This window comes from Enterococcus sp. C53, from assembly GCF_040887425.1.
Lineage (GTDB): Bacteria > Bacillota > Bacilli > Lactobacillales > Enterococcaceae > Enterococcus_B > Enterococcus_B hirae.
Map to the genome: position 1 here is coordinate 168,662 of NZ_JBFOFT010000005.1, position 25,568 is coordinate 194,229.

Sequence of the window (25,568 nt, forward strand, 5' to 3'; positions counted from 1 at the left end):
GATTCCGTATAAACATAGATAGTCCCATGCTTAGAAAGAACCGCAACTTTTATCATTACCTTGCGCTTTGATTTTTATTGAAAAAGAATCATTTACTTTTTATTTTTGATTTCATATTTAAAGTCAGGATTGACTTCTTTGTCTAGTTGATCGAAAGCGGCTTGTGTTCTACGTTCGATTTCTGCCATTCCTTCTTTGTCTGTTTTTTTGATATCAGACAAATCGATCGGTTCACCAAAACGCACAACCACCCGTTTGCGCTTGAATAAGTCACCCAAAGTCAATGGTCCTTGGTAGACAGCAGGAACGATTTTTGCTTTTGACATTTTAGAAATCAATGCCATTCCGCCTTTCAATTCCGTTGCATGTCTTGTTCCACTTGGGAACATGATCAAACCTAAATGAGTAGATTTTAAAATTTTAACAGGCGTTTTGATGACACTAGGTCCTGGATTTTCTCTTTTTACTGGAAACGCATGGGCATGTGTCAAAATAAAGCGTAATACTGGATTTTTGAATAATTCTTCTTTTGCCATAAAGCTAAATTCTTTAGGCGAAGCTGCTACAGCAAGATATAAAGGATCCCACCAAGTTCGATGTGGCGCTACCAAAATATAATTCTCGTCTTGTGGTAAAACTTCTTTATTTTCATATCGGGCATTGCCGTTGATCACTGCTAAGATCACTCGGACTAGCCCTCTCATAAATCGATAGAACATAGTCTCTTCCTTTCTAGGTGTATGGTCATAGTATGCCTAAATTTAGGAAACTTTACAAGGTACCTTGGTTCTTTTTTATAAAAATAGTATAATACAATCACTTAGTTTTTTCATTTTGGAGGGAACCCATGCTTCACGAAGATGAACGGATCGATCAATTATATGCAAATGATATTAAAATCATTCAAAGTCCTCACGTTTTTTCTTTTTCACTAGATGCTGTTTTACTTGCTCATTTTGCACGTGTACCGAAAAAAGGACAAATCGTTGACCTCTGTGCAGGAAATGGTGCAGTCGGTCTTTTTTTGAGCAAACGAACGAATGCGTTGATTGATGGCATCGAAATTCAACCACGTTTAGCGGATATGGCAAGACGTAGTATCCAATTAAACGAGCTAACACACCAAATGACCATCCATACGCTTGATTTAAAAGAAAGTTTATCCGTTGTTCGTCATAATTCATGTGATTTAGTCGTCTGTAATCCCCCTTATTTTAAGGGATTACCAACCAATAAAAAAAATCCAAATGAGCATTTAGCGATTGCTCGACATGAAATCCATACTACTCTTGAAGATGTGATCCAAATTTCTAGTAAATTATTAAAAACCAATGGACGCTTTGCAATGGTCCATCGCCCAGACCGCTTTTTAGAAATTATTCAGTTACTAGAAAAGCACCGTATCGCCCCTAAAAAAATTCAATTCGTTTATCCAAAAATGGGGAAAGAGGCAAATATTTTGTTGATCGAAGGAATCAAAGAAGGCAAGTTAGATGGCTTTAAAGTTGCTGCACCGTTGATCACATACATGCCTGATGGGAACTATACAAATGAAATCCGAGAAATTCTTTATGGCCAATGAGCATTATTTTTATGTCTTAGCTTGTAAAGATGGCACGTTTTACGGTGGCTATACGACGGATCTTTCAAGAAGATTAGCAGAACACAATCATGGGACAGGAGCTAAATATACCCGATTACAAAAAAGGCGCCCCGTCAAAATGATCCATGCTGAGGTGTTTGCAACTAGGAGTGACGCAACAAAAGCCGAAGCAGCCTTTAAAAAACTCACGCGCACTCAAAAAGAACGGTATTTAAAGACACAGCCCTCTCACATGTTGCCAGAACAATAATTTGGGGCAATATTATTGGGGCTGAATCGACCTTTTAAGGGAATGTACGAGAACTAAACAAAAACACAAAAATTAGTTTTTTGGCTGTTGATTGTTACCTACTTCAAACAATTGAAAAGACATCTTGAGATCCTTTCAAATGAGTTCAGCACTTATTGATGGAGGAAAATCGGCTCTATAATTTATGGGACTGATGATGTATCGAGGTTGCTTACGAAAGCTTCCAGAAGAATCCCCATATAAAGACAATCAAACGTGTAGCTTACGGACTTAAATCATTTGAGAACATGAATATTAGGATCTTTTTGAGCAATCAATTAATTAACGTGAAATAACAAAAAATCCGGGTCAGAATGAGGTTCATTCTGACCCGGATTTAATTTTATACCACTTATCAGTCCTTATTGACAAAGAGCCGGAAAATCAAGATGTCTTATCTCTTATTCAACTATTCCGTACTACCATTTCCATTAGCAGAACTAGCTACACTACCACTATTAGTATTCGTATCATTTTGGGTTGATTCACTTGAAACAGTTTTCTTCGTTTTATCTTTCCCTAATAAAGTTTCACTTACTAAATGGATATAGTGTTTCATTCCTTCTGGATTTGGATGTACTTGGTCATCATAAAACCAATCATTGTGGCTATTACTATAATCATACCAGTCGATCAATGTAAGATTATCGTATTTTTTAGCCATTTGTGCTAACAAGGCATTCACATCGTTTTGCCAACGTTTTGTAGGAACGCGGACATTTACCCAGTAAACTTTACGATCTCCTAAGGCACTCATGATGCTATCAAATTGCGATTCAGAAAAGGCTCCATTTGTTCCTAAGCCAATCAAAACCGTATCTTTCAATAGGTTTTGTTTTTTCAGTTCTTCAATATATGGCTCACTCGCATATAATTGTCGACCAACGTCTCCATCAACAACAACTTTAGGATATAACTCCTTCAAATCAGTCGCTGCATCTAACATGACTGAGTCTCCAAATGCTGTCAATTCTAATTTCTGCGCTTTCTTTCCTTGTTTAGCTGTTAGCCCATATTTATCAAGAACTGCTTGATCAACGGTGTTGGAATTATTATCTTCATTTTTCTGGCTTTCCTCCGCCAATCTTTTACTTTCAGCAATTTGTGCTTGTAATTTTTTTTGATCCGCAGTCACTGAATTCTTAGGTGCTGTAACAAAACCAACAAGAGCGATCAACACCATCAATATTCCCGGAATGACCCAAGGTTTTTGCTTGCTGATAATCGGCTTAGTGAACCAGCCTTTGACTACTTGAATCGTTTGTCCATAATCGAATCGTGCCAAAGGACGTTCAATGTAGCGATAAGAAAGTTCACTAATGATCAGGATCAATGAAATCTCGATCAATGTATGAAGCAAAACATGATCCGCAATATTCGCAACTTTTGCTTCATAAAAAATCATGACTGGAAATTGATACAGATAGATGCCGTAACTTCGTTTACCGATCCAAGAAAACACGGGATTGGTTAACCATTTGTTCACACTTGCGCCTGGATGCGCTGTTACCGCAACTAAAACGACACAGAAGAGACTAACTAACAGCATGCCCCCATAATAGACAAAACTATAATGATCATCTAACAAGAAAAAGAAGAGGATCAATGCGATCAGTGAAATCAATCCGGCTAGATTCAACACCCGTTTTGCTTGCTTTGGAATATTTTTTTTCAATCGGGTACTTGGCCAGACAAAAGCCAAAGCACTTCCTAACCAAATTGAAAACAATCGCGTATCTGTTCCATAATATACTCGAGTTGGATCACCGCCTGGCGTAAATAGGATCATCATGAGGATCGCAGAAATAAGTGATCCTCCTAAGACTGTATAAACGATCCACTTCTTTTTACGTACAAAAACCATTAACAAAACAAAAAGAATGGGCCAAACTAAGTAGTTTTGACCTTCCACCGCCAATGACCAAATATGGGTAAACGGTGATTCATTGGCAAATCGATCAAAATAAGACAAACCATTTTTTATTTGCCACCAGTTGTTGACATACAATAAACTACTAACGACTGTTCCTCGTAAGTTATTCAATAACCCTCGTTGAAATAACGTAATATAAGCAGATGCAGTGATTAGTAAAAACACTAATCCTGGATATAACCTTTTCATTCGTCGGACATAAAACTGCCAAATATTGATTTTGCCATTTTGTTCCCATTCTTGCCGTAATAAATCAGTGATCAAATAGCCTGATACAACAAAAAATATCGGGACGCCCAAATAACCACCCTTCAAACTTGTAGGGAGCAAATGGTACAAAATCACTCCTACTACTGCCAAAGAACGAATACCGTCAAAACCAGTAATGTAGCGACTATTTTTTAACCTTTTTTGTTTTTCCATTCAATATTCCAACTTTTCATAAACTTTTTTCATTTGTAATATACGTGTATTGTACAAAAATAGCAAGAAAAATTCATGTGATTTTCGCTATCATTTCTATCTTCCCATAAAACTTTGAAAAAAAGAATAACTTTTTCCGCAACTTTAATAAAAATTCAACTATGAACAACGTATAACTAAAAATAACCTTGAAGTCTCAGTAAGATTACATCTAACTGAAAGAATCACTTTACTAAGATCGTTACGACAAATTTAGCAAAATGAAGGGTGAAAATCTCAAAACAGGATAAACTGTTTGAAGATTCTCACCCTCCAGATACAAATCAAGCTATACAATGCCCAACTTTATCAAACGATTTGTAGAATAAAGTTGTTTCCAGCCACACTGATCGATTCATTTATTTGGATATGTCACTTTTTCTGTCAATAAGTTGCACTTGCACTAAACGCCCTCTTCATAAAACCGACCAAGAATTTGGACATTTTCGGCGATACTGACAAACGCTTGTGGATCAGAAGCTTTCATCGCTTCTCTTAACAAAGGCAACTCATAGCGTGTAACGATCGTCATCAACACCGTTTGTTTATCGTGCTTGTAAGCTCCTTCTGCCTCATTGATGATCGTGATTCCACGACGCATACAGTTTTGGATTTCATTGACTACTCGTTCGGGATGCTTCGTTACGATCATCACTTGCATTTTCTTTTGTTTCGTATACATCACGTCGGTTACTTTCCCACTGACAAAGATCGAAAGTGCGCTATAAAACATGTATTGCCAGCCAAAAAGGATACCAGCTACGAAAACGATCAATGCATTGAAGTAAATCGAAATTGAACCAATCGATTTTCCTGTCTTTTTACGAATAGTGATACTGACGATATCCAAACCACCTGAGGATAAGCCATTTCTTAAGGCTAACCCGATCCCTAACCCCATCACAGCACCCCCAAAAATCGCGCAGATGATTGGATCAGTTGAAAGAACCGTTAGAGGAAGGATATGGATACAAAGTGACGTCAATGTCACGGTGATAAATGTAAAAATCGTAAACTTCTTACCGATTTTCACCCAAGCAAGAACAAATAAAGGAATATTCAATAAGTATAAAGTCGTTGAGACGGGTACTTCGAATCCAATCAACGATTTAGATAAAGTAGTCAGTATTTGTGCCAAGCCAGTGATTCCGCTTGAATAAATATGTCCTGGTTGATAAAAAAAGTTTAGTGCTACTGATGCAATCAATGCATAAACGATAGATACCGAAAGCTTGGTCGTATAATCATGATGCGCCCAATTTTCGAAAGTTTTTTTCATTGCTTTGTATTTCCGGTTACGATCTCGTAATTTTCATATGAATTCGTATGAAGAGACAATCATTGTCTGGAAGTCAATTTCTCTCTTTTCCCGGAATTTCCTTTCTTAATTTTAATTTGGATAGTGAGTAAAGATACGTAGTATATAATGAAAGAACGAACGATTACGTTCAGTGACTACTCTATAATGATCCATCATTACACTAACCAAAAAGAAGGATTCATTCTTCGCCTATCGCATCACTAAACGTAGCATCCATTGAAAATATGGGTTAAAACTCAACTGACATTATACGCTATGGCTTAATTATAAATCGTTTTGGAATTAAATCAAGACAACATAAACAAGTACGAGAGTCTTTTTACACCTAGTCCAGACTCCCGTACTTATTATTTATAAAACGATCAATGGAATTGAGTTACTAGTCTTTTGTTCAATACGAATAAACTTAATCCATGCTAGTTACATCAATATTCAAGTCAAATAATTGGGCATCTGATACCGTACTTGGTGCATCACTCATGACATCTGCTGCTCTACCATTTTTAGGGAAAGCAATAACTTCACGAATGTTTTCTTCACCAGCAAGTAACATCACAAAACGGTCCAAGCCAAGAGCAATACCGCCATGTGGTGGGAACCCATAATCCAATGCAGTTAATAGGAAACCAAATTGTTCCTCCATTTGTTCCTTCGTAAAGCCTAAAGTTTCTAAGACTTTTTCTTGGATTTCACGAGTATGGATCCGGATTGAGCCACCGCCTAGCTCATAGCCATTCAATACGATATCATATGCTTCTGCATAGACACTAGCTGGATCTGTACTCAAGCGTTCAAGATCTTCTTCTTTTGGCATCGTAAATGGATGATGAGCGGATACGTAGCGTCCTTCTTCTGCAGAATATTCAAATTGTGGCCATTCTGTGATCCACAAGAAATTGAATTTTGATTCATCAATTAAGCCTAATTCTTTTCCTAAGCGTGTACGGATTGCCCCTAGTGTTGCAGCTACGATTTCTTTTGTATCCGCACCAAATAATAAAATGTCTCCAACTTCAGCGTTTGTCGCTTGAACGATTGCTTCTGTTGCATCTCCCATAAATTTAGCGATTGGACCTTTCAAGCCGTCCTCTTCTACTTTTAGCCAAGCTAATCCCTTCGCACCAAATTGGCTAGCGTATTGCCCAAGATTATCTAAATCTTTACGAGAGTAGTTGCTTGAAGCATTTTTAGCATTTAAAACTTTGACGACGCCACCTTTTTCAAGAGCCATTTGGAAGACTTTGAAATCAACATCTTTGACGATTTCACTTAAGTCGATCAACTCCATCTCAAAACGTGTATCTGGTTTATCACTACCGTAGCGATTCATTGCTTCGTCATACGTCATGCGAGGAAACGGTAAAGTAACGTCGATTCCACGAACATCTTTCATCACTTTCGCAATCAAGCCTTCGGTATAATCTTGGATTTCTTCTGCCGTCAAGAATGTCGTTTCAATATCTACTTGAGTAAATTCTGGCTGACGATCACCACGAAGATCTTCGTCACGGAAACAACGAACGATTTGGTAGTAACGATCAAACCCTGCGTTCATCAATAATTGTTTAAACAACTGAGGTGATTGAGGTAACGCATAGAAGTGCCCTGGGTAAACACGCGAAGGAACAAGATAGTCACGAGCCCCTTCTGGCGTTGATTTTCCTAAATAAGGTGTTTCGATATCCATGAAATCATTATTATCTAAATAATGCCGGATTGCTTTCGTTGTTTCATTTCTCATTTTGATATTTTTCGTCATTTTTGGACGACGCAAATCTAAATAACGATATTTCATACGGATCTCGTCTCCGACTGTTTGATCGTCTTCAATCAAAAACGGTGGTGTTTTTGCTTTGTTCAAGATAACAATTTCGTTTGCGAATACTTCATATTCACCAGTAACCATTTTAGGGTTGATGGCTAGCTCCTCACGTTTACGAACCACACCAGTGATTTCAATCACGTATTCACTCCGACATTTATCCGCGATTTCCCATGCTTCTTTATTGACCTCAGGATTGAAAACGATTTGGACGATTCCTTCTCGGTCACGTAAATCAATAAAGATTACTCCCCCTAAGTCTCTTCGCTTTTGTACCCACCCTTTTAATGTAACAGTTTGATCTAGTTCTTTTGCTGAAATCAAACCGCAATAAGTTGTTCTTTGTGCCATTTTTCTTTTTCCTCCTACTCGAATAAAGTCATTTCATCATAGACTTCATCAAAATGTTCATAAACTTCTGTTAAACTAAAGCTTTTTTCTTTTCTATTAGCCATTGATTTGACTGTGACCGTTTGGTTTTCCAGCTCATCTCCGCCAATAACTAACACTAACTTAGCATTCGCTTTATCAGCCGTTTTGAATTGTGCTTTTGCTTTACGATCAATAAAATCACGATCAGCTGAAAACCCAAAATTGCGGATCGTTTGCACCAGTTTCAATGCTTCGATATTCGTTTCTTCGCCTAAAGCCACGACATAAGCATCTAATTCATTAAATGCCGGAATCACGACTTCTTCTGCTTCCATTGTTAACAGCAAGCGTTCGATCCCCATCGCAAAACCAAAACCGGGTGTTTGAGGTCCGCCTAGTTCTTCAACCAAATTATCGTAACGTCCACCTGCACAAATCGTCGCTTGTGCGCCCATCTTTGGTGCATCACTCATAATCTCAAAGATTGTATGTGTATAGTAATCCAACCCTCGAACCATCGTGCTATCGATTTCGTAAGGTATATTAAGTGCATCCAACATAGCAACGACCATATCAAAATGTTTTTGTGCTGTTTCGCTTAAAAAATCTAAAATCGATGGTGCATCAGCAACAAACTTTTGATCTCGTTTGTCTTTACTATCTAACACCCGCAACGGATTCTCATGCAAACGACGTTGTGAATCTTCACTCAACTCTTTTTCAAATGGTGAAAGATAGTCGATCAATGCTTGACGATATGCTTGACGCGTTTCTTTATCTCCTAGCGAGTTGATCACTAATCGAATTTGAGTGATTCCTAATTGTTTAAAGAAATCAAGGGCCATAACCATACTTTCCACGTCAGTTGCTGGATTGTCAGAACCAAAAGCTTCTACTCCGATTTGATGGAATTGACGTAAACGACCTTTTTGAGGGCGTTCATAACGAAACATTGGTCCCATATAAAATGTTTTATAAGGTTTTGCATATTCTGGTCCAAATAATTTATGTTCCACAAAAGAACGAACGATCGGTGCTGTTCCTTCTGGACGTAAAGTGATGTGGCGTTCCCCTTTGTCATAGAAATCATACATTTCTTTTGACACGATATCCGTTGTATCCCCTACACTTCGAGAAATGACTTCATAGTGTTCAAAAATAGGCGTGCGGATTTCATTGTATTGATAATCTCTAAACAATAAACGCGCTGTTTCTTCCACGAACTGCCATTTTTCTGACTCACCAGGTAAAATATCATTTGTTCCTTTTGGTCTTTGGAAACTCATTTTTTTCTCCCCTTTACTTTTCTATGTAAAAAAAAATCCACCCTTATTCATTACGAACAAGGGTGAATGACTAATTCATACACGGTACCACCTATTTTTGAAAGATTGCTCTTTCCTCTAACGATTAACGCTCGTACACGGGACGGCTTTTCACTCGTCCATCTCCAGAGTGTCTTTTAGAACCTAAAACTTTAGATCATTTTCAGCCTTGATGATCCTCTCTTGTAAAGCTTCAGAAACTTACTCGCTCTTTCATTGATATTTTCAATATTACCTATAACCTACTAAAAACAAGGCGTAAAGTCAAGAAAAATCTGTAAATCAACTGAGAATTAATAAGGTGCTAACCGACTAACTGAATGAAACATCTCCTTAATTACTAGCATCCTTCATTCCAGCACACGCTCATTTTTTCAGAGCTAACTTCTTCTGTCACGACCTTCTCTGTATTTTTCTAAAAATCTTTAAAGAGTTGATCAATGGTATGGTAATCAGTGGACGATAAATGAATATCTAATGCACGAGCATTATCTCTAACTTGTTCCGGTTTTTTCGCTCCAGGTATCACGACAGAAATCCGTGGATTTTTCATATACCAAGCTAAAACGAGTTGAGCAATACTAGCTTGATTGTTTTTCGCAATCGGTGCAAGTTGTTCGACAGCCTGAATGATTTTTTCAAACCTCTCTCCTTGAAAATCCGGATTCTTCTTACGAGGGTCATCTGGAGCCATACTTTGAAGACTATTTAAATGATATTTTCCCGTTAACAAGCCGGAAGCAAGTGGAAAATAAGGGACGAAACTAATGTTATGTTGTTCAAGATAAGGCCAACGTTCTTTTTCAGCTTCACGATGGATCAAACTAAATTTATCTTCAACAACATCAACATAGCCATCTTGATTTGCTTCTTTCAGTTGAGTCATTGAAAAATTAGAGACTCCGATTGCACGGATCTTCCCTGCTTCTTTTAGTTTGTGCAACGCAGCGACTGCTTCATTTTTTGGCGTTTCTTTATCTGGAAAATGGATATAAAAAATATCAATATAATCAGTTTGTAAACGTCGGAGTGCTTCTTCTACAGAACGGGTCAAAAATTCTGGTGAATTATTGAATACCCCTTTTTGTCCAGGAACATGGGCAGCTTTAGTGGCAATGATCACCCGTGAACGATCAAATTCATTTTCTTGCAGGACTTCACCGATCAGTTCTTCTGAACGTCCATTTCCATAAGCATAAGCAGTATCAATTAAATTGATGCCGTTTTGCAAAGCGGTTCGTACAACTTCTTTCCCAGTTTCATCTTTTAAGTTAACAAAAAGATTATGACCACCGATCGCATTCGCTCCTAAGCCAAGTTGTTCAGCGTAAACTTGTGAATGTCCAATTCTTATTTCTGCCATTCGCAATTCCTCCTTTTTTCTTTAGTCTAAAACAAAAAGAAAAAAAGCTAAACTAAAAGAACTTTTGAAACAAGAGGTTGTGAAAGAAGCGATCAGCTCCGAGCGAATAAGAGAGGATTTTTTAAAATAGCTTCTCATATTTTAGAAAATCATCGCTTATTGCTGAGGAGTTGCTTCTTGAACACCGTTTACTTGCTTTAGAATAAAAAATAAAGCGCCCCCCAAAAGTTAGTTTTTTTAGTCTAACTTTTTTTGGGGGGCGCTACAGAATGAGATTTATATTTCAGACTTTTTATTTTCTACGCACTATTCTTTATATAAGAGTACACGACTATTAGGATAAGTTGGAAATTGATTACTAGGGATCGTCCAATCTTGTTCAGGTACTGAAAATTCATAATGATTGACTAATTGGTCAGAAAAGACCCGTAAACTGTGTAAAGTGATCCATTCTCCTGCACAGCGATGCATTTGTCGAAAGTCTCCTCCACCTTGAGCAATCATCTCATATTCCTCTTCGTAAGAAAGATCTTTTGCTTTCCCTAAATAACGTTTGATCATGAATGAATCTGGCGCATCGATTGTACGCTCATCATGATTCGTCCCGTATAGATCCAAAATAACCCAACTATCTTTAGGAATAAGATAGCCGTCAACTGACACATCTTTTAAAGCAATTGCTGGCAACATTGGGAAAAATGGATAGTAACGACGCATTTCCTGAATAAACGGATCTTGAAATTCTGTAAAGTCATTTTTTAACTGCTGTTTTAAGTCTGGTCGACTGAATAAAGCATGTCCCATCAAAGCTGCCCAGACTGTCAATGCTACAGTTGGTCGAATAATATTGAGCAATTCCACCGCAGCCACTTCGATTGGCAACAAATTACCATCAAGATCAGTTGCTTGGGCAAAAGCATATAAAGCGACATCTTCTTTACCTGGAACAGGGTTTGCTCGTGCATCCTCAATCAACCTTTGAGCCCATTGTTCAGATTTTTTACGATTTTCAACCCCTTTGATATGATCGATTGGCGACGTAAATGTCCCACTGATCATAGAAATTTGGTAATCAGCGAACTGATTGATTTCTTCATCGGTCAATTCTGCTAAGTTGATTCCTGACCATTCACAAATCGAAGTAAATAGTACTTGTTTACTTAAATCAAATAATTCAAATTGTCCATGTTGTTCGTTTAACGCTTGAGACAAATTTTTTTCTAAAATTTGATGGTACGTATCCATTCTTTCCGGTGTCATCAAATCCATAAAAATCGATTTGCGATGATGGTGTTGGGCACCGTCTAGTGTTTGAACACCATCTTTCCCAAACAACGTTTTTAATACTAATTTAGGCATTGCTCCTTTTCGTTTGAAATTCCTTGGATCATAAAAAATTTGAGCGGCTTCTTTTCCATAGATCACAATCGCTTCTTTATTGAAGATTTTTGCTTTCACTACTGGCGCATTTGCCTCTTTACGTAATTCCTCTAACAAGTGATAACCTTGCTCATATCTTTTTTTAATCTCGGTTATCTTTATATCGACTACTGGTACCTCTTTCATCTTTTATATCCTCCAATAGAACACTTCATCTATTATTAGCTTATCTTTTTTTTAGATAGCTGACAAAAAAAGTGTTCTAAAACCAAAAAGACCAAATGGACTCGATTTTAGAACTATTTCTCCTCTAAAATCACTCTTTTTTCCTTAAAAAATAGGTTCCCCCATCTGTATGACACTTTTCGAGTAGGCACACAAAAAAACGATCACTCAAAGATTCATCGCTTGTGCGAATCTCTGAGGATCGGTTAAAGAAATTGACGAGTCCTGCTCATCTTATTTCAATCAATTATGAATATACTAGCATCTCTTATTTATTTTGAGAATCAATAATGATAGTAACCGGACCGTCATTGATCAAAGATACTGCCATGTCAGCTCCAAATTGGCCGGTTGCTACGGTAATCCCTCTATTTCTAATCCCTTCATTAAAAGCCTCGTATAGTGGAATAGCTGTTTCGGGACGAGCTGCTGAGATGAAACTTGGACGATTTCCTTTTTTAGTATCTGCAAACAGCGTAAATTGGGACACACTCAAAATTTGTCCTTCGACATCTTCTACACTACGGTTCATTTTTCCTTGTTCATCTTCAAAAATACGCATTTGTGCAATTTTTTTTACTAAATAATCAACATCATCTTGCGTATCTTTTTCATGAATACCTAGTAAAATAACCAGCCCTTGATCGATCTTCCCAACTTCTTGTTGAGCGATCGTCACTGAAGCTTTACTTACTCGCTGGACAACAGCTCTCACGTGTTTTCCTCCTAACCATTGGTTCGTCGCACGCTATACACATCTGGTACAGCTTTGATTTTATCCACGATGCTCTTTAGGTGAGCAAGATTTTGGATCCCTACTGTTAAATGGATCGTTGCCATTTTGTCTTTGTTGGTTCTCGCTTCCACGCTGTTTAAGTTTTTAGTCATGGTATTTACCGTTTGTAAGACATCATTTAACATGCCGGAACGATTATAACCATAAATTTCCAGATCAGCATCATATTCTTTTCTAGTATTCGAGGTATCTTCCCATTCGACTTCAATCAGACGTTCTGCCACATTCGGCTTGTCTACTTGGACATTCGGACAGTCTCTTCGGTGAATTGAGATTCCTCTTCCTTTAGTGATATAACCCACGATATCATCTCCAGGGATCGGGTTACAGCAACGACTGATCCGAATCAACAAGTTATCGACACCTTGAATCACGACACCACCTTCATGGCGAACCTTCATTTTTTCCGGTTCTTTTTTCGGTTGGTTCATGATTTCTTCAGCTTCTTGTTTTTGTTGCTCGATCTTTTGTTCTTTTCTTTCTTTTTCAGTCAAACGGTTCGCCATCGTCAATGCACTGACTTCACCATAACCCACAGCTGCATACATATCATCTTCCGTTTGATAATTCAGCTTTTCTAAAGCATCTTGCAGCTTACTTTTTGCTAAAATTTCTTTTGGTGCAAAGCCTAGATCGATGATACATTTTGTGATTGCTTCATGTCCTTTGATGATATTTTCTTCTCTGTCTTGCGCTTTGAAGAAACGTTTGATTTTATTGCGAGCTTTACTCGTAGCAACTAATTTCAACCAATCTCGACTTGGACCAAACGAATTAGGTGAAGTCAAAATCTCAATGATGTCTCCATTTTTCAACTTATAATCTAATTGAACCATTTTGCCGTTGATTTTGGCACCCGTTGTTTTATTTCCAATGTCTGTATGGATACTATAAGCAAAATCTAAAGGTCCAGAACCTTTTGGCAGTTCTGTCACGTCCCCTTTAGGAGTGAAAACATAGACCTTATCACTAAAGATATCTCCTTTGACACCTTCCATAAATTCTGAAGCATCATAACTTTCATCTTGTAGTTCAATGATTTCGTGGAACCAGCTTAATTGTTTCGTGATACCATCTGGTTCGACCTTATCATTTTTACCTTCTTTGTATGCCCAATGTGCAGCCACCCCGAACTCGGCGATTTCGTGCATTTCTTGAGTTCGTATCTGGATCTCTACCGGATTTCCAGCTGGTCCAATGACTGTTGTATGCAAGGATTGATACATATTTGCTTTAGGCATAGCAATATAATCTTTAAACCGCCCTGGCATTGGTTTCCATTTGGTATGGATTGCTCCTAAAACAGCATAACAATCCTTGATAGAGTCAACGATTACCCGTATTGCGAGTAAATCATAGATTTCATTGAATTGTTTCTTTTGGTCTTTCATTTTCCGATAAATGGAATAAATGTGTTTAGGACGTCCATAGATTTCTGCATAGATATCTAGTTCTTCTGTTGCTAGACGAATATCTTCGACTGTGGCGTTGACATATTTTTCTCGTTCTTCTCGTTTCGTTTGCATCAAATGCACGATTCGATAATATTGTTTAGGATTGAGATAGCGAAGTGCAGTATCTTCTAATTCCCATTTGATTCGACTGATCCCCAAGCGATGAGCTAATGGTGCATAAATTTCTAAAGTTTCTTGGGCGATTCGACGTTGTTTATCTTCACGAAGATGTTTTAGCGTTCGCATGTTATGTAGTCGATCAGCTAATTTCACCATAATTACACGTAAATCTTGCGCCATAGCTAATAACATCTTTCGATGATTTTCTGCTAATTGTTCTTCATGTGATTTGTATTTGATTTTCCCTAGTTTCGTTACACCGTCAACTAACATTGCAACGTCTGGACCAAATTCTTCTTTCAAATCATCCAAAGTAACGTCGGTGTCTTCTACAACATCATGCAAAAAACCAGTTGCAACAGTATGGGGGTCCATTCTTAAATCAGCTAAGATCCCAGCAACTTGGATAGGATGGATAATGTATGGTTCGCCTGATTTACGAAACTGGCCATCGTGAGCAGCCGTTGCATAATCGCAAGCTTTTTGAACAAATGCTACATGATCAGGTCCCATGTATTGGCTAACCAATTTAATCACTCCAGGACCTGTCAATAATTCTTCTTTTGGCATGGAACATCCCCCTTTCAAAGGTTACGAACAACAGCTGTTGCTCCGAATAATATTAAAAACCATTCTTCTTTTTTATAACATAACTAGAAACAAACTCATGCACACCATTCATTTGATGTCATCCGTTGTTTACAATAAAATAATTGTTTTTATTATACAGATTGTTCGGAATTTTTTCAATTTTTCCTGATTTTATTCAGTTATTATCAGTGAGTGAGCTCCCACTGATAACTTGCCGCACTTAAAAGATAAAGAGGTGCCGTCTCCGTACGTAAAATCCGTGGTCCTAATCCACATAAGATTCCACCTTTTTCAACAAAGGCTTCAACTTCTTCAGGAGCAAGACCTCCTTCAGGACCAAAAATGGCTAAAATCCGACTACCATCAGTGAGTTCTTGGAATACCTTAGCTAAATTGGCTAGTTCTCCTTGTTTTGCTGACTCTTCATAAGCAATCAACAACACATCATAAGCAGATAGTCGATCAAAAAGAGCTTGCTGACTTTCCAATAATTCCACTTGGGGCGCAATCTGTCTATGAGATTGTTCAGCTGCTTCTTGAGCAATTTTGTTCAAACGTTCTTGACGTTTGTTTCTTTTTTTCGCATCCCATTTTACAATAGATGTTTTAGCTGGAAAGCCAATAAATCCATGCGCACCTAATTCTGTTCCTTTTTGAACGATCCAGTCTAGTTTATCCCCTTTTGGATAACCACTGGCAATCGTGATGTTATTGGGTAATTCCTTTTGGCTTTTTTCTTTTTCAAGCTCGCTCAAATAAACGGTATCTTCACTGATTTCTGTGATCTCCGCACGAATCGATACTTGATCGTTGAATGCTAAATAGACTTGATCTTTTGGCGCCATGCGCATGACCCGTACGATATGATGAAATGCCTCTCCCGAAAGTTCGAAGCGTGTATTTGGTTGATACGCCTCTTCTAAAAAGTAACGTTGCATTTATTCCACCTCAGGCTTTTTCAAGATAATTGCATACCAATCTTTTTGTTGGAAAATTTGATCAACGACAAAGCCCTGTTCTTTCATGGCGTCAATGACCATTTGTTTTTTTTCTTCAATGATACCAGATACGATCAGGCGCCCCGTTTGTTTTAATAAGCGCCAAGCATCAGGGATCATCAACAAAATAATATCTGCTAAGATGTTCGCCACGATAACATCACTTTCGATTGTGATGCCGTTCAATAAATCATTAGCAGCTACGTGAACATCTTTGGCTACTTCATTCATATCCATATTTTCTTTCGCTGCACGAACAGCCACTTCATCAAGGTCATAAGCATAAACCTCTTTAGCACCTAAATATTTCGCTGCGATACTTAAGACGCCTGAACCAGTTCCTACATCTAAAAGTGTTTCTCCACCACGCAATACCGTTTCTAATGCTTGCAATGTTAAAGAGGTAGTTGGATGTGTCCCTGTTCCAAATGCCATTCCAGGATCTAATGTAATGATCTTTTCTAATGGATCACTTGTTTGATACGCTTCCCAACTAGGCACGATCGTTAACATTCTGGTGATCCGTACTGGGTGATAATACTTTTTCCAAGCAGTTGCCCAGTTGCTTTCTTCCACTTCACTAACGGTGATGATATTTTTACCGATCGCCAAGCCAAATTCTGGGAGTTGGGCTACACGGTCTTTGATAAAAGGCAAAATTTCTGGTAAAAAAATCGTTTCAGGGAAATAAGCCATCACCAGTGCGCCTTCTGTTAATGAAGTAAAATCTTCTTTATTCAAGATTTCCCCATATTGATCAGACTTGAAATTTTCAACGTCTAAAGCATCTTCAATCGCAACACCGCTTGCTCCTGCTTCCATTAGTATATTAGCCACAGCTTCCACTGCTTCACTGGCGGTTTCAACTTTTACTTCATTCCATTTCATGACATTCACTCCTTAATAACTTGGATAAGGCAAATAGACGTCCGTCTCATTTTGCTGTTTTTCTTCGACTAGTTTTGCTAACTGTTGATTGTCCCAATTCAACTCAAACACTGCCGTTTCATCATCTGCATCAAGAAAATCTAAGAGATCACTTTGCCCTTGCGCTAATACTTCGTTCATATACTCAATCAATGCATCAATGACCGATTTGGCTATCCCTTTCTTCCCTTCATAAGGAATAACCGCTAGATAATCTTTTTCATCAAAATGGGATTTTTGTGGATTGAACAATAAAATACCATCTTCAAATTCAATGATTTCTTCTTCGGAAACTACACCTTGGGCATCATCGATTTCCAAATGCGCTTTATTTTCTGCAAATAGTCGGACAATGATTTCAATCGTATGGTTTTTCGTATCCCAGTCTAATGCCACATCATAATCAGTGATCGTTTTTTCGATTGTTTTGTCTAAGTAGTCAAGTAAGTTTGTTTTTTTCATTTTCTCTTCCTCCAACCCCAGTCTTCCTCCACCAGGTTCTTTCTTTGTAATGATAGATATGGATTTCCAGCCACCACAAAACGTAATGGTTTGTCCGTCCATTCTCCTTTGTTAGGAATACCGATCCTTGGCAAAGCCATGATTTTCTTAGGTATTTTTGTTTTTTCAAAAACAAAATGCAACGGACTGTCTAAAATCGATTGTCCATAAAGTTCTTGTGGTAATCCTAATGCCGCTACCAATTTTCCGGGACCGTTACTAATATCAGGACCAGTCTTCCCGCCTCTGTTAATGCTCATTTGAGCCACACCAGTTGCAGGATCGATCGCACGGATCATTACCCCTTGTGGAATCCCTTCAGGTTGCGTAATAATATTTAAAATACGGTGGGTGTGCATCGTATAAAGATAAATCGTTCCTGGCTTTTCATACATCGCTGCCACTCGTGGGGTTCTGCGCATCCCAAAACTATGAGCCGCTTCATCTTCTGGACCAAGATATGCCTCTGCATCAACGATGTAACCACCAACGGTACCAGTTGGCGTAACATATTCTAAATACATCCCTAAAAGATCTCTGGCAACTTCGGGTGTTGTTTTATTCAATAAAAGTTCATCTAATTGCTCTTTATTTGTCATTTTATTCACCACCCTTATCATACACAATATTGAAAGCATAAGCTATGGAAACCAAGAAAAACCTACAGTAATAGACAGGCAGATAAGAATAGCCGAAAAATCCCAAAAATAGGAAGAACTATCTTCGGATTCTCCGGCTTATTTTTCAGAACTAGACACTTCTGTCACAGCCTTTTATAGGATTTTACATAGACCGTTCAAACCAGAACAAGGTTTAGCATTCATTATTTACCGATCACCAGTCGGCGAGTATAGATCCCCTGACCAGAATGCATCACTGCATCATCAATGATCGACACGAGACGATCTTCACGTGTGACAGGAGGTGTCCAGTTGGAATCAATGACTTCATCAAGTGTTCCTTCATCCACTTGTTCCAAGTACTCAATCGTCAATGAAACACTATTAGCTAAATAATCTGTAAGTAGTTTTTTGTCTGTTACGACGACTTTTTTTGCTTCCGCAGGTGTGTGTTGCCAATCTTGCGTATCATCAGGCAGATCTAATGCAAATTTTCCAGACCAGTCTTGACTAAACCACAGTGGTTCACTATTTTTCAAATCGGATATTTGAAGGTCTAATTCTCGAGCAGTATGCCAGATCAGCCAAGTTACTGATTTGATCAAAGGTGCCGGCATCGTATTTGCTTCTGCTACATCTAGCTGGTCTAACGTTTCTTCAAACCGTTCTTGTGCTCGTAACAATGTTTCACTCAATAATCGTGTCGCTTTCATTTTTCTCCTCCTCCAAGCCATCTATGTCTTCACTCCCTTTATTTTACCTCAAATCAGAATAAACGAGGAAGCTGGTGCTTTATTTTAAAAGTCCCCCAGTCCTTTCAATAAGGATCCTCCCTATTAAACTTAGCCTGAATATGAGTAAACTCGTTTCCTTTCACTTTACGGTTTACGGCGTTCTAAATTAGCGTTACCATAAAGTGGATTGTCCTAATGTATGGTATAATTAACGAACGAAAAATAAAAAAAGGAGGCCGTTTTATGCAGCAACCTTTAGCTTATCGGATGCGTCCACGAACGATCGATGAAGTCGTAGGACAAGAACATTTAGTTGGTGAAGGAAAAATTATTCGACGAATGGTTGATGCCAAAATGCTGTCTTCCATGATTTTATATGGTCCACCAGGAACTGGTAAAACCAGTATTGCTAGTGCGATTGCTGGCTCAACCAAATTTGCCTTTCGCATGCTCAATGCAGCAACTGATTCCAAGAAAGACTTACAAGTAGTTGCCGAAGAAGCCAAGATAAGTGGCACTGTCATTCTCTTACTTGATGAAATCCATCGTCTTGATAAAACGAAACAAGATTTTTTGCTCCCTCATCTGGAAAATGGACGGATCATCATGATTGGCGCAACAACTGAAAACCCCTATATCACGATTAATCCTGCTATTCGCAGTCGAACACAGATTTTTGAAGTAAAACCCTTAAACGAATTAGATATCCAGCAAGCGGTTCGATCAGCTCTAAGTGATAAAGAGCGTGGGCTTGGTAATCTAGCTATTGAATTAGACGAAAACGCTTTGCTTCATCTATCACGGGCAACGAACGGCGATCTTCGAAGCACACTCAACGGCTTGGAATTAGCGGCTCGTTCGACCGAGCCAAATGAACAGGGGATCATTCACTTAACGCTAACGATCGTTGAAGAATGTATCCAACGAAAAGCACTTACTCATGATAAAGATGGAGATGCTCACTATGACGTGATTTCAGCATTTCAAAAATCGATCCGAGGAAGCGATGTTGATGCAGCACTTCATTATCTAGCCCGCTTAGTTGAGGCTGGTGATCTGGCAAGTATCTGTCGGCGCTTGATGGTGATTGGTTATGAAGATATCGGTCTAGGAAATCCTGCTGCCGCAGCTAGAACTGTCAATGCTGTCTTAGCTGCTGAACGTCTAGGACTTCCCGAAGCAAGGATTCCTTTAGCAGATGCCGTAGTTGATCTTTGTCTCTCTCCTAAATCAAATTCTGCTTATGCCGCTTTAGATGAAGCGATTGCTGATATCCGCTCAGGCAACGCTGGCGAAGTGCCCGATCATTTACGAGACAGTCATTACCAAGGAGCCAAGGCATTGAATCGTGGGATTGGTTATCAATACCCTCACAATTTTGATCAAGCCTGGGTGAACCAACAATATTTACCCGACAAATTAAAACAAGCGTCTTATTATCATCCGAAGACTACAGGAAAATATGAACAAGCCCTTGGGCAACAATATCAGCGAATCAAAGAATGGAAAAAATCAGGAGGCAATAAGCCAACGACATAGACTTGATTTTCCATGAGCGCTCTCATTGCTCTTTTTATTTCCATATGCTACTATAGAGGTGGGAAATCTGTGATGTTCGAATTGTCCTCTTTGTGTGTTGACCGAACATTTTTATTGATATCTTGGGACCCGTCTTGTGTCACTGCTGGTAACATGCCTTATCATTTGGTAGTTCGAGGCTACGACCGTGGGACCCACCTGCTTGAATTCGCGGGATCAATACTACAGGACGAACAACGGCATTAACGGAGATTACCATTTTTTGAAGATTAAGGGGCTATGCCAATTACTTGGTACAGCTCCTTTTTTTTCGAGTAGATCCCTTGAAAAACATTATTTGACCAATCTTTAGACTTTTGGAGGAATTTCTATGATTCAACTTTTAATGGGCATTGCCGCATTATTATTATTATTTGTTAGCTATTATTTATTAAAAAAACAACCCATCTTTTTCGTATTAATAGAAGAAACAGAAAAAAATCGTGGCTATTTACAATTCTATGGTGCCATTTACGCTTTCCTAGGGGTATTAGGTATTTTTGTCGCCTTTTTCAATCAACGATTTATTGCTTTGGCTTACCTGCTCTTGGTCATTATTGTTGCTTCTGTCTTCAGTTTTACTTTCGCTCGGAAAATGGTCAAACCAAACAGTAAATAATTCTCTTTTTGTTCAACTTGTTTTACAATAGAATTATAAATGATTGATTTATCTGAAGGAGTGAATGCTTATGTTACAACAGTACAAAAAAATTATGGTTGCCGTAGATGGCTCTGATGAAGCTGAATTAGCTTTTAAAAAAGCCGTAAACGTTGCTATCAGAAATAATGGAGAACTTTTATTAGCACACGTGATTGATACTCGTTCTTTCCAAACCGTTTCATCATTTGATGGCATGTTGGCAGAGCAAGCAACTGAAATGGCGAAGCAAACGCTAGCTGATTATGAAGCAAATGCTAAAAAAGCGGGATTGAACAATGTTACTACCGTGATTGAATACGGCTCGCCGAAACAAATCATCGCTAAAGAAATTCCTGAGGATAACCATGTAGATTTAATCATGTTAGGTGCAACAGGATTGAATGCTGTTGAACGTCTATTTATTGGTTCTGTTTCAGAATATGTGATTCGTAACGCTACTTGTGATGTTCTAGTGGTACGTACTGATTTAGAGAATAAATTACCTGAAAAAGAATGATTAATTACTAAACAAGCGGTTGTGACAAAAGTATGTCACAACCGCTTTTATTTATTTTTACATATGCTAAAGAGCTTGGCACGTTCTTTTGTTCCAAGCTCTTTTTTAGATTATTTATCCAATCAATCATTTTTTCTAACCTAATCGATTTCATGATAAAAATATTTCTTTGCCATCAATTCGCCTATTTATTTCCTTTAGGAAGTACAATAATGTGCGCATCATTATAAGCTTTTTGTGCTTCTTGTACTTTCGCTAACAGTCTGTCTTTATAAGGTCCATCCACAAGACGGTGGACAAGATTCAATGCAGTATTAATATCATTTTGAGTATTGTTTGTACTTGGTTTACCATTAAAAAACAGACGATCCACCACTGGCGTTGCGTTTGATACAGCAATTAACTGATCGTATTTTTCATGCAATTCATTGGTCGTATAGCCTTCTAAAAATGGAATGTTTATATAAGGAAGTTCACCTAGTTTTTCTGCAAGATCGATCATTTCTTCTGTTGTAAAACTACCTTTAGGATTACCGATATCTCCATCAATAAAGTGTTTATCCATCGTCTCATTCGCAACTTGCCATTTTTGCATCAATGTATCGTATGCTTTTTGTGCTTGATTGACTTTTTCCAATAACGCTGTTTTTTGATCACTATCTGGTAAGCTTTCGACTTGTTGTTTCGCCGCATCAATTTGAGCTTTAGTATTGCCTACTTTTGCTCCATTTCCATCAAATAGATTATTGACTGCATCAGTAGCATGTTGAATCACTTCATCTGCAAGTGTATTCTTCTGTTCCGGTACTGGCACACTTGATGCGTTCTGTTCTTTTGTAGTGGAAGATGTTGTTGTTTCTTCTACTTTTTTATTTTCTTTTTCTTCTGAAGCGTGTGTTTGACTTGTTTCACTCGCCTGACTTGATTGATTTGATTGATTTGCTTCTTCTTTTTTCTCATTTTTTTCCGAAGTAGTAATAGTGATGCCTTCTCCCGCCCCATTTTGATCTGCATGGACCATTGGTGTCACTACTCCAGATAAACTAGATAATACTAATGCACTCGTAGTTGAAAACGACACTAAATTCTTTTTCAAGTTCCCCTTTTTCAATTAAAAACCACCCTTTTTTGTTTATTTGATTTAAGGAAATAATAACCTATTCGGGCTCGCTATTTTTTTTAATTATTTAAAAAAAAATGTCATTTTTTTAAATAGACTATTTTATAAAATAAAAAACAATGTTAAAGTTACTCACTTCGGTAAAAAAATTTTTGTTTGTGACACTGGCTGTTCTTCTATTTCTATTCAAGTAACTTTTTATACGAGTCGTTAATGCTTCAGCTATAAAAATAGTCAGTCTTTATTCGTTGAATCAATGAAAACCACTTGCTTACTAACGATTTCTTTTTCTTGTTCATCTAAACTAATCAAAGTAATAGATTTAGTTAGCGCCGATACCTTGTTTTTCGCGTAGACTTCAAATTGATTATCCTTTAACAATTTAAATCCTGGAAAATACTCTTTTCCATCCACTACTAACTTAAATTTCTTTACTGCCCCAGCATAGGTACCTGTAATATATTCATTTCCTAATTTATAGTCATTTATATCTAAGTAGGGAGATTGGACTCTAACTAAACCAGATTTTAACAAATCTCCTTCTGAATTCAGAGCAACCAAAACGACTCTTTTACTTCCACGTAATATTTTATCTTTCGCATAGACTTCAAATTGATTATTCGCTAATCGTCTAAAACCTGGAGTGTATTCTTTCGTGCTTCCTGTGGTCCCCACCCTCAATTTAAATTTAGCAACATCACCAATAAACTCACCTTTGTCATAGTTTTCTCCTAATGTGTAATTGTTAATGGTGAGTTTCGGTGCTTGAACTGAAACGTTTTGAGAACTTGTCTCTTTTCCTTTTTTATCAAAGATTTTTACTGTGACTGAAAAAATTGAAGGCGGAATTTTCTTTCCAATATAAAGTTTGAACTGATTATTTGGTAACAAAGTAAAACCTGGGGTATATTCTTTATCGCCAACAATCAATTTAAATTGATTGATTTCCCCTTCATAAGCACCAGTCATGTATACGTTCCCATAAATATAGGGGTCGATTGTACAGGAAGGAGTTTTTTCGTCAAATTCTTTTTGTCCATTTTTTTCTTTAGAATTTGTCATTTTAGTCTGTTTTGAATCATACATTTCTTGCGCTTGAACAATTTTTTCAAATAATTTTGTTTTTTGTACACTTTCTGTTAATTCCATTACTTGTAGCTTTACTTCATTAATTTTTGCTTGGGTATTACTTGTTTTTGCTCCTATTTCATCAAACAGAAGTTTCACTGCCTCAGTCGCTTTCTTAACGTTTTGATCATTAGGAATGTTCGTTTGTTTCACATCTGAATGTTCACCTGAAATATTTGCCTGGCTGATTTCACTTTTCATTGTTTTCTTTCCTGAGACTTCATTTTGTTCTGCGTATACAAATGGACTGGCAGTTATAGATGAATTAGCTAATATTAGTACACTCATAATCGTTATCGTTAATCGATTTGTTTTTCTCAATTCAATCTCCTCCCTTTTTTTCATAATACTTTATTTTATTTCTATATTTTTTATTGATTTAAAAAAGAACATTTCTTTTTTTCAATCAATCACTTTTTATAGACAAAACAAAAAAACGAAGTGAACAATGTTCACTTCGGAAAAAATTTATTCTTAAAATTATGATACGTTCGTTACACTATTTCATACCTAAAAAAGGCTAACAACTATTTCATTAGAATATTTATTTACGTAAACGTTCCACGTCACGAGCGATCATTAATTCTTCATCAGTTGGAATGACAAGTACTTTGACTTTTGAATCTTTTGTGGAGATATCTAATTCTTCCCCACGTTTTTTATTCATTTCAGGATCAATTTCACAACCAAACCATGTCATCCCTTTAATGATTTCACTACGGACGTGCCCATCATTTTCGCCAATTCCAGCAGTGAAAACAATTACGTCAACGCCGTTCATCGTTGTCACATATCCACCAATATATTTACGGATACGGTCTACAAAGATGTCATATGCCAAATGGATATGTTCTTGTTCATAGTTTTTCTCAAGATCACGCATGTCACTTGATAAACCTGTTAGACCTAACAAACCTGATTTTTTGTTTAAAATGTTGACCATTTCATCAATATCAATCTCTAATTTTTCCATTAGATAAGGTAAAACAGCTGGATCAATGTCCCCTGAGCGTGTTCCCATTGTTACACCTGCCAGTGGTGTGAATCCCATCGAAGTATCAACTGATTTTCCACCATCTACTGCCGTAATTGAAACACCATTCCCTAAGTGACAAGTGATCAATTTCAACTCTTCGATTGGTTTCTCTAACATCTTAGCCGCACGTTCTGCTACATAGCGATGACTTGTACCATGGAAGCCATATTTTCTTACTTTGAAATCTTCATAGTAAGAAACAGGTAAGCTATACAAATAACTGCTTTTTGGCATTGTTGCGTGGAATGACGTGTCAAACACAGCCACACTTTGGATATCAGGTAAGATTTTTTTAAATGCTTTGATACCCATTAGATTAGCAGGGTTATGCAATGGTGCAAACTCTGCCAATTCTTCAATGCGATCCATCACAGCTTCATCCACGATTACAGAATCAGCATAAGTTTCTCCACCATGAACCACACGATGTCCTACCCCAGTGATTTCATCGTAAGAACTTAAGATTTGTAATGCAATCAGTTGATCTAACAACATTTTTACTGCTACTTCATGGTCATCGATGTCCATGATTTTCTCGAATTTTTGATCTTCACCATATTTGATCGTAAAAATTGAATCTTCTAAACCGATTCTTTCGACAATTCCTTTAGCAATTACGGTTTCTTCTGGCATTTGATATAGCTGCCATTTTAAACTTGAACTTCCAGCGTTGATAGCAATTGTTTTAGACATATAATTCTCCTTCTTAGTGC

General features: G+C 37.6%; 22 protein-coding genes, 1 other RNA gene and 1 pseudogene. 7 read left to right on the forward strand and 17 right to left on the reverse strand.

Translation table 11 applies throughout. The annotated features are described in order from the left end of the window. Positions 1-92: 92 nt before the first annotated feature. Positions 93-719, reverse strand: coding sequence for a 1-acyl-sn-glycerol-3-phosphate acyltransferase (locus AB3I42_RS08445; protein ID WP_010720870.1), 627 nt, complete (start codon positions 717-719; stop codon positions 93-95). A gap of 128 nt (positions 720-847) precedes the next feature. Here AB3I42_RS08445 and AB3I42_RS08450 point away from each other — a divergent pair, with 128 nt between their 5' ends. The 3 genes and pseudogenes from AB3I42_RS08450 to AB3I42_RS08460 form a co-directional block, all read left to right on the forward strand. Next, the gene (locus tag AB3I42_RS08450) at positions 848-1,582 is read left to right on the forward strand and encodes a tRNA1(Val) (adenine(37)-N6)-methyltransferase (protein ID WP_010737094.1); all 735 of its coding nucleotides are present in this window, start codon (positions 848-850) and stop codon (positions 1,580-1,582) included. Further along, positions 1,572-1,853: a GIY-YIG nuclease family protein gene (locus AB3I42_RS08455; RefSeq protein ID WP_010737093.1), complete on the forward strand. Its 282-nt coding sequence runs from the start codon at positions 1,572-1,574 to the stop codon at positions 1,851-1,853. Before AB3I42_RS08450 ends, AB3I42_RS08455 begins: the two co-directional genes overlap by 11 nt. A gap of 227 nt (positions 1,854-2,080) precedes the next feature. Further along, a pseudogene (locus AB3I42_RS08460) lies at positions 2,081-2,188 on the forward strand (transposase); the annotation flags it as partial. Positions 2,189-2,301: 113 nt separating this feature from the next. On the opposite strand, the gene AB3I42_RS08465 reads toward AB3I42_RS08460, so the two are convergent. From AB3I42_RS08465 to AB3I42_RS08525, 13 genes are all read right to left on the reverse strand, one after another. Beyond that, positions 2,302-4,248 carry an acyltransferase family protein gene (locus AB3I42_RS08465; RefSeq protein WP_034867734.1) on the reverse strand — a complete coding sequence of 649 codons (1,947 nt, stop codon included), beginning with the start codon at positions 4,246-4,248 and terminating at the stop codon, positions 2,302-2,304. Between the two features lie 442 nt (positions 4,249-4,690). Next, positions 4,691-5,566 carry a YitT family protein gene (locus tag AB3I42_RS08470; RefSeq protein WP_010720874.1) on the reverse strand — a complete coding sequence of 292 codons (876 nt, stop codon included), beginning with the start codon at positions 5,564-5,566 and terminating at the stop codon, positions 4,691-4,693. Positions 5,567-6,014: 448 nt separating this feature from the next. After that, positions 6,015-7,781 carry an aspartate--tRNA ligase gene (gene aspS, locus AB3I42_RS08475; protein WP_010737090.1) on the reverse strand — a complete coding sequence of 589 codons (1,767 nt, stop codon included), beginning with the start codon at positions 7,779-7,781 and terminating at the stop codon, positions 6,015-6,017. Positions 7,782-7,795: 14 nt separating this feature from the next. After that, positions 7,796-9,088 (reverse strand): histidine--tRNA ligase, encoded by a 1,293-nt coding sequence (hisS, locus tag AB3I42_RS08480; protein ID WP_131773365.1) that lies wholly within the window; start codon positions 9,086-9,088, stop codon positions 7,796-7,798. A 454-nt stretch (positions 9,089-9,542) separates the two neighbouring features. Continuing rightward, complete coding sequence (locus AB3I42_RS08485; RefSeq protein WP_368022434.1) at positions 9,543-10,490, reverse strand: aldo/keto reductase; 948 nt, start codon at positions 10,488-10,490, stop codon at positions 9,543-9,545. A 306-nt stretch (positions 10,491-10,796) separates the two neighbouring features. Continuing rightward, complete coding sequence (locus AB3I42_RS08490) at positions 10,797-12,056, reverse strand: cytochrome P450 (RefSeq protein ID WP_010737087.1); 1,260 nt, start codon at positions 12,054-12,056, stop codon at positions 10,797-10,799. Between the two features lie 307 nt (positions 12,057-12,363). Then, a complete protein-coding gene (gene dtd / locus AB3I42_RS08495) occupies positions 12,364-12,810 on the reverse strand; it encodes a D-aminoacyl-tRNA deacylase (protein ID WP_010737086.1) in 447 nt (148 codons plus the stop codon). A gap of 11 nt (positions 12,811-12,821) precedes the next feature. Further along, positions 12,822-15,035: a bifunctional (p)ppGpp synthetase/guanosine-3',5'-bis(diphosphate) 3'-pyrophosphohydrolase gene (locus AB3I42_RS08500; RefSeq protein ID WP_010720880.1), complete on the reverse strand. Its 2,214-nt coding sequence runs from the start codon at positions 15,033-15,035 to the stop codon at positions 12,822-12,824. Between the two features lie 206 nt (positions 15,036-15,241). Further along, positions 15,242-15,994: a 16S rRNA (uracil(1498)-N(3))-methyltransferase gene (locus AB3I42_RS08505; RefSeq protein WP_010737085.1), complete on the reverse strand. Its 753-nt coding sequence runs from the start codon at positions 15,992-15,994 to the stop codon at positions 15,242-15,244. Further along, a complete protein-coding gene (prmA, locus tag AB3I42_RS08510) occupies positions 15,995-16,942 on the reverse strand; it encodes a 50S ribosomal protein L11 methyltransferase (RefSeq protein WP_010737084.1) in 948 nt (315 codons plus the stop codon). A gap of 12 nt (positions 16,943-16,954) precedes the next feature. Beyond that, a complete protein-coding gene (locus tag AB3I42_RS08515; protein WP_010737083.1) occupies positions 16,955-17,443 on the reverse strand; it encodes a DUF3013 family protein in 489 nt (162 codons plus the stop codon). Further along, positions 17,440-18,081, reverse strand: coding sequence for a DNA-3-methyladenine glycosylase (locus tag AB3I42_RS08520; RefSeq protein WP_368022435.1), 642 nt, complete (start codon positions 18,079-18,081; stop codon positions 17,440-17,442). The genes AB3I42_RS08515 and AB3I42_RS08520 overlap by 4 nt, the downstream gene beginning before the upstream one ends. Positions 18,082-18,305: 224 nt before the next feature. Further along, positions 18,306-18,815, reverse strand: coding sequence for a DinB family protein (locus tag AB3I42_RS08525; protein ID WP_010737081.1), 510 nt, complete (start codon positions 18,813-18,815; stop codon positions 18,306-18,308). 264 nt (positions 18,816-19,079) lie between these two features. Here AB3I42_RS08525 and AB3I42_RS08530 point away from each other — a divergent pair, with 264 nt between their 5' ends. From AB3I42_RS08530 to AB3I42_RS08545, 4 genes are all read left to right on the forward strand, one after another. Further along, positions 19,080-20,375 (forward strand): replication-associated recombination protein A, encoded by a 1,296-nt coding sequence (locus tag AB3I42_RS08530; protein ID WP_181914313.1) that lies wholly within the window; start codon positions 19,080-19,082, stop codon positions 20,373-20,375. 61 nt (positions 20,376-20,436) lie between these two features. After that, positions 20,437-20,631: non-coding RNA, 6S RNA (gene ssrS / locus AB3I42_RS08535), on the forward strand. 114 nt (positions 20,632-20,745) lie between these two features. Continuing rightward, positions 20,746-21,033, forward strand: coding sequence for a hypothetical protein (locus AB3I42_RS08540; RefSeq protein ID WP_010720887.1), 288 nt, complete (start codon positions 20,746-20,748; stop codon positions 21,031-21,033). A gap of 70 nt (positions 21,034-21,103) precedes the next feature. Then, positions 21,104-21,571 carry a universal stress protein gene (locus tag AB3I42_RS08545; protein WP_010720888.1) on the forward strand — a complete coding sequence of 156 codons (468 nt, stop codon included), beginning with the start codon at positions 21,104-21,106 and terminating at the stop codon, positions 21,569-21,571. A gap of 184 nt (positions 21,572-21,755) precedes the next feature. Here the strand turns inward: AB3I42_RS08545 and AB3I42_RS08550 are convergent, their stop codons facing one another. The 3 genes from AB3I42_RS08550 to AB3I42_RS08560 form a co-directional block, all read right to left on the reverse strand. Further along, complete coding sequence (locus AB3I42_RS08550) at positions 21,756-22,682, reverse strand: toxin Cry1Ac domain D-VI-related protein (RefSeq protein WP_010737079.1); 927 nt, start codon at positions 22,680-22,682, stop codon at positions 21,756-21,758. A gap of 243 nt (positions 22,683-22,925) precedes the next feature. Then, a complete protein-coding gene (locus tag AB3I42_RS08555; protein WP_181914312.1) occupies positions 22,926-24,140 on the reverse strand; it encodes an immunoglobulin-like domain-containing protein in 1,215 nt (404 codons plus the stop codon). A 223-nt stretch (positions 24,141-24,363) separates the two neighbouring features. Beyond that, positions 24,364-25,548 carry an acetate/propionate family kinase gene (locus AB3I42_RS08560; protein WP_306690444.1) on the reverse strand — a complete coding sequence of 395 codons (1,185 nt, stop codon included), beginning with the start codon at positions 25,546-25,548 and terminating at the stop codon, positions 24,364-24,366. Positions 25,549-25,568: the final 20 nt, after the last annotated feature.

Bases quoted from the DNA above. Each gene is read 5' to 3' on its own strand.
- aspS (WP_010737090.1), bottom strand. From the start codon at position 7,781: ATGGCACAAAGAACAACTTATTGCGGTTTGATTTCAGCAAAAGAACTA.
- AB3I42_RS08445 (WP_010720870.1), bottom strand. From the start codon at position 719: ATGTTCTATCGATTTATGAGAGGGCTAGTCCGAGTGATCTTAGCAGTG.
- prmA (WP_010737084.1), bottom strand. From the start codon at position 16,942: ATGAAATGGAATGAAGTAAAAGTTGAAACCGCCAGTGAAGCAGTGGAA.
- AB3I42_RS08530 (WP_181914313.1), top strand. From the start codon at position 19,080: ATGCAGCAACCTTTAGCTTATCGGATGCGTCCACGAACGATCGATGAA.
- AB3I42_RS08450 (WP_010737094.1), top strand. From the start codon at position 848: ATGCTTCACGAAGATGAACGGATCGATCAATTATATGCAAATGATATT.
- hisS (WP_131773365.1), bottom strand. From the start codon at position 9,088: ATGAGTTTCCAAAGACCAAAAGGAACAAATGATATTTTACCTGGTGAG.
- AB3I42_RS08465 (WP_034867734.1), bottom strand. From the start codon at position 4,248: ATGGAAAAACAAAAAAGGTTAAAAAATAGTCGCTACATTACTGGTTTT.
- AB3I42_RS08540 (WP_010720887.1), top strand. From the start codon at position 20,746: ATGATTCAACTTTTAATGGGCATTGCCGCATTATTATTATTATTTGTT.
- AB3I42_RS08525 (WP_010737081.1), bottom strand. From the start codon at position 18,815: ATGAAAGCGACACGATTATTGAGTGAAACATTGTTACGAGCACAAGAA.
- AB3I42_RS08515 (WP_010737083.1), bottom strand. From the start codon at position 17,443: ATGAAAAAAACAAACTTACTTGACTACTTAGACAAAACAATCGAAAAA.
- AB3I42_RS08470 (WP_010720874.1), bottom strand. From the start codon at position 5,566: ATGAAAAAAACTTTCGAAAATTGGGCGCATCATGATTATACGACCAAG.
- AB3I42_RS08505 (WP_010737085.1), bottom strand. From the start codon at position 15,994: ATGCAACGTTACTTTTTAGAAGAGGCGTATCAACCAAATACACGCTTC.
- AB3I42_RS08490 (WP_010737087.1), bottom strand. From the start codon at position 12,056: ATGAAAGAGGTACCAGTAGTCGATATAAAGATAACCGAGATTAAAAAA.
- AB3I42_RS08545 (WP_010720888.1), top strand. From the start codon at position 21,104: ATGTTACAACAGTACAAAAAAATTATGGTTGCCGTAGATGGCTCTGAT.
- AB3I42_RS08520 (WP_368022435.1), bottom strand. From the start codon at position 18,081: ATGACAAATAAAGAGCAATTAGATGAACTTTTATTGAATAAAACAACA.
- AB3I42_RS08500 (WP_010720880.1), bottom strand. From the start codon at position 15,035: ATGCCAAAAGAAGAATTATTGACAGGTCCTGGAGTGATTAAATTGGTT.
- AB3I42_RS08455 (WP_010737093.1), top strand. From the start codon at position 1,572: ATGGCCAATGAGCATTATTTTTATGTCTTAGCTTGTAAAGATGGCACG.
- AB3I42_RS08485 (WP_368022434.1), bottom strand. From the start codon at position 10,490: ATGGCAGAAATAAGAATTGGACATTCACAAGTTTACGCTGAACAACTT.
- AB3I42_RS08560 (WP_306690444.1), bottom strand. From the start codon at position 25,548: ATGTCTAAAACAATTGCTATCAACGCTGGAAGTTCAAGTTTAAAATGG.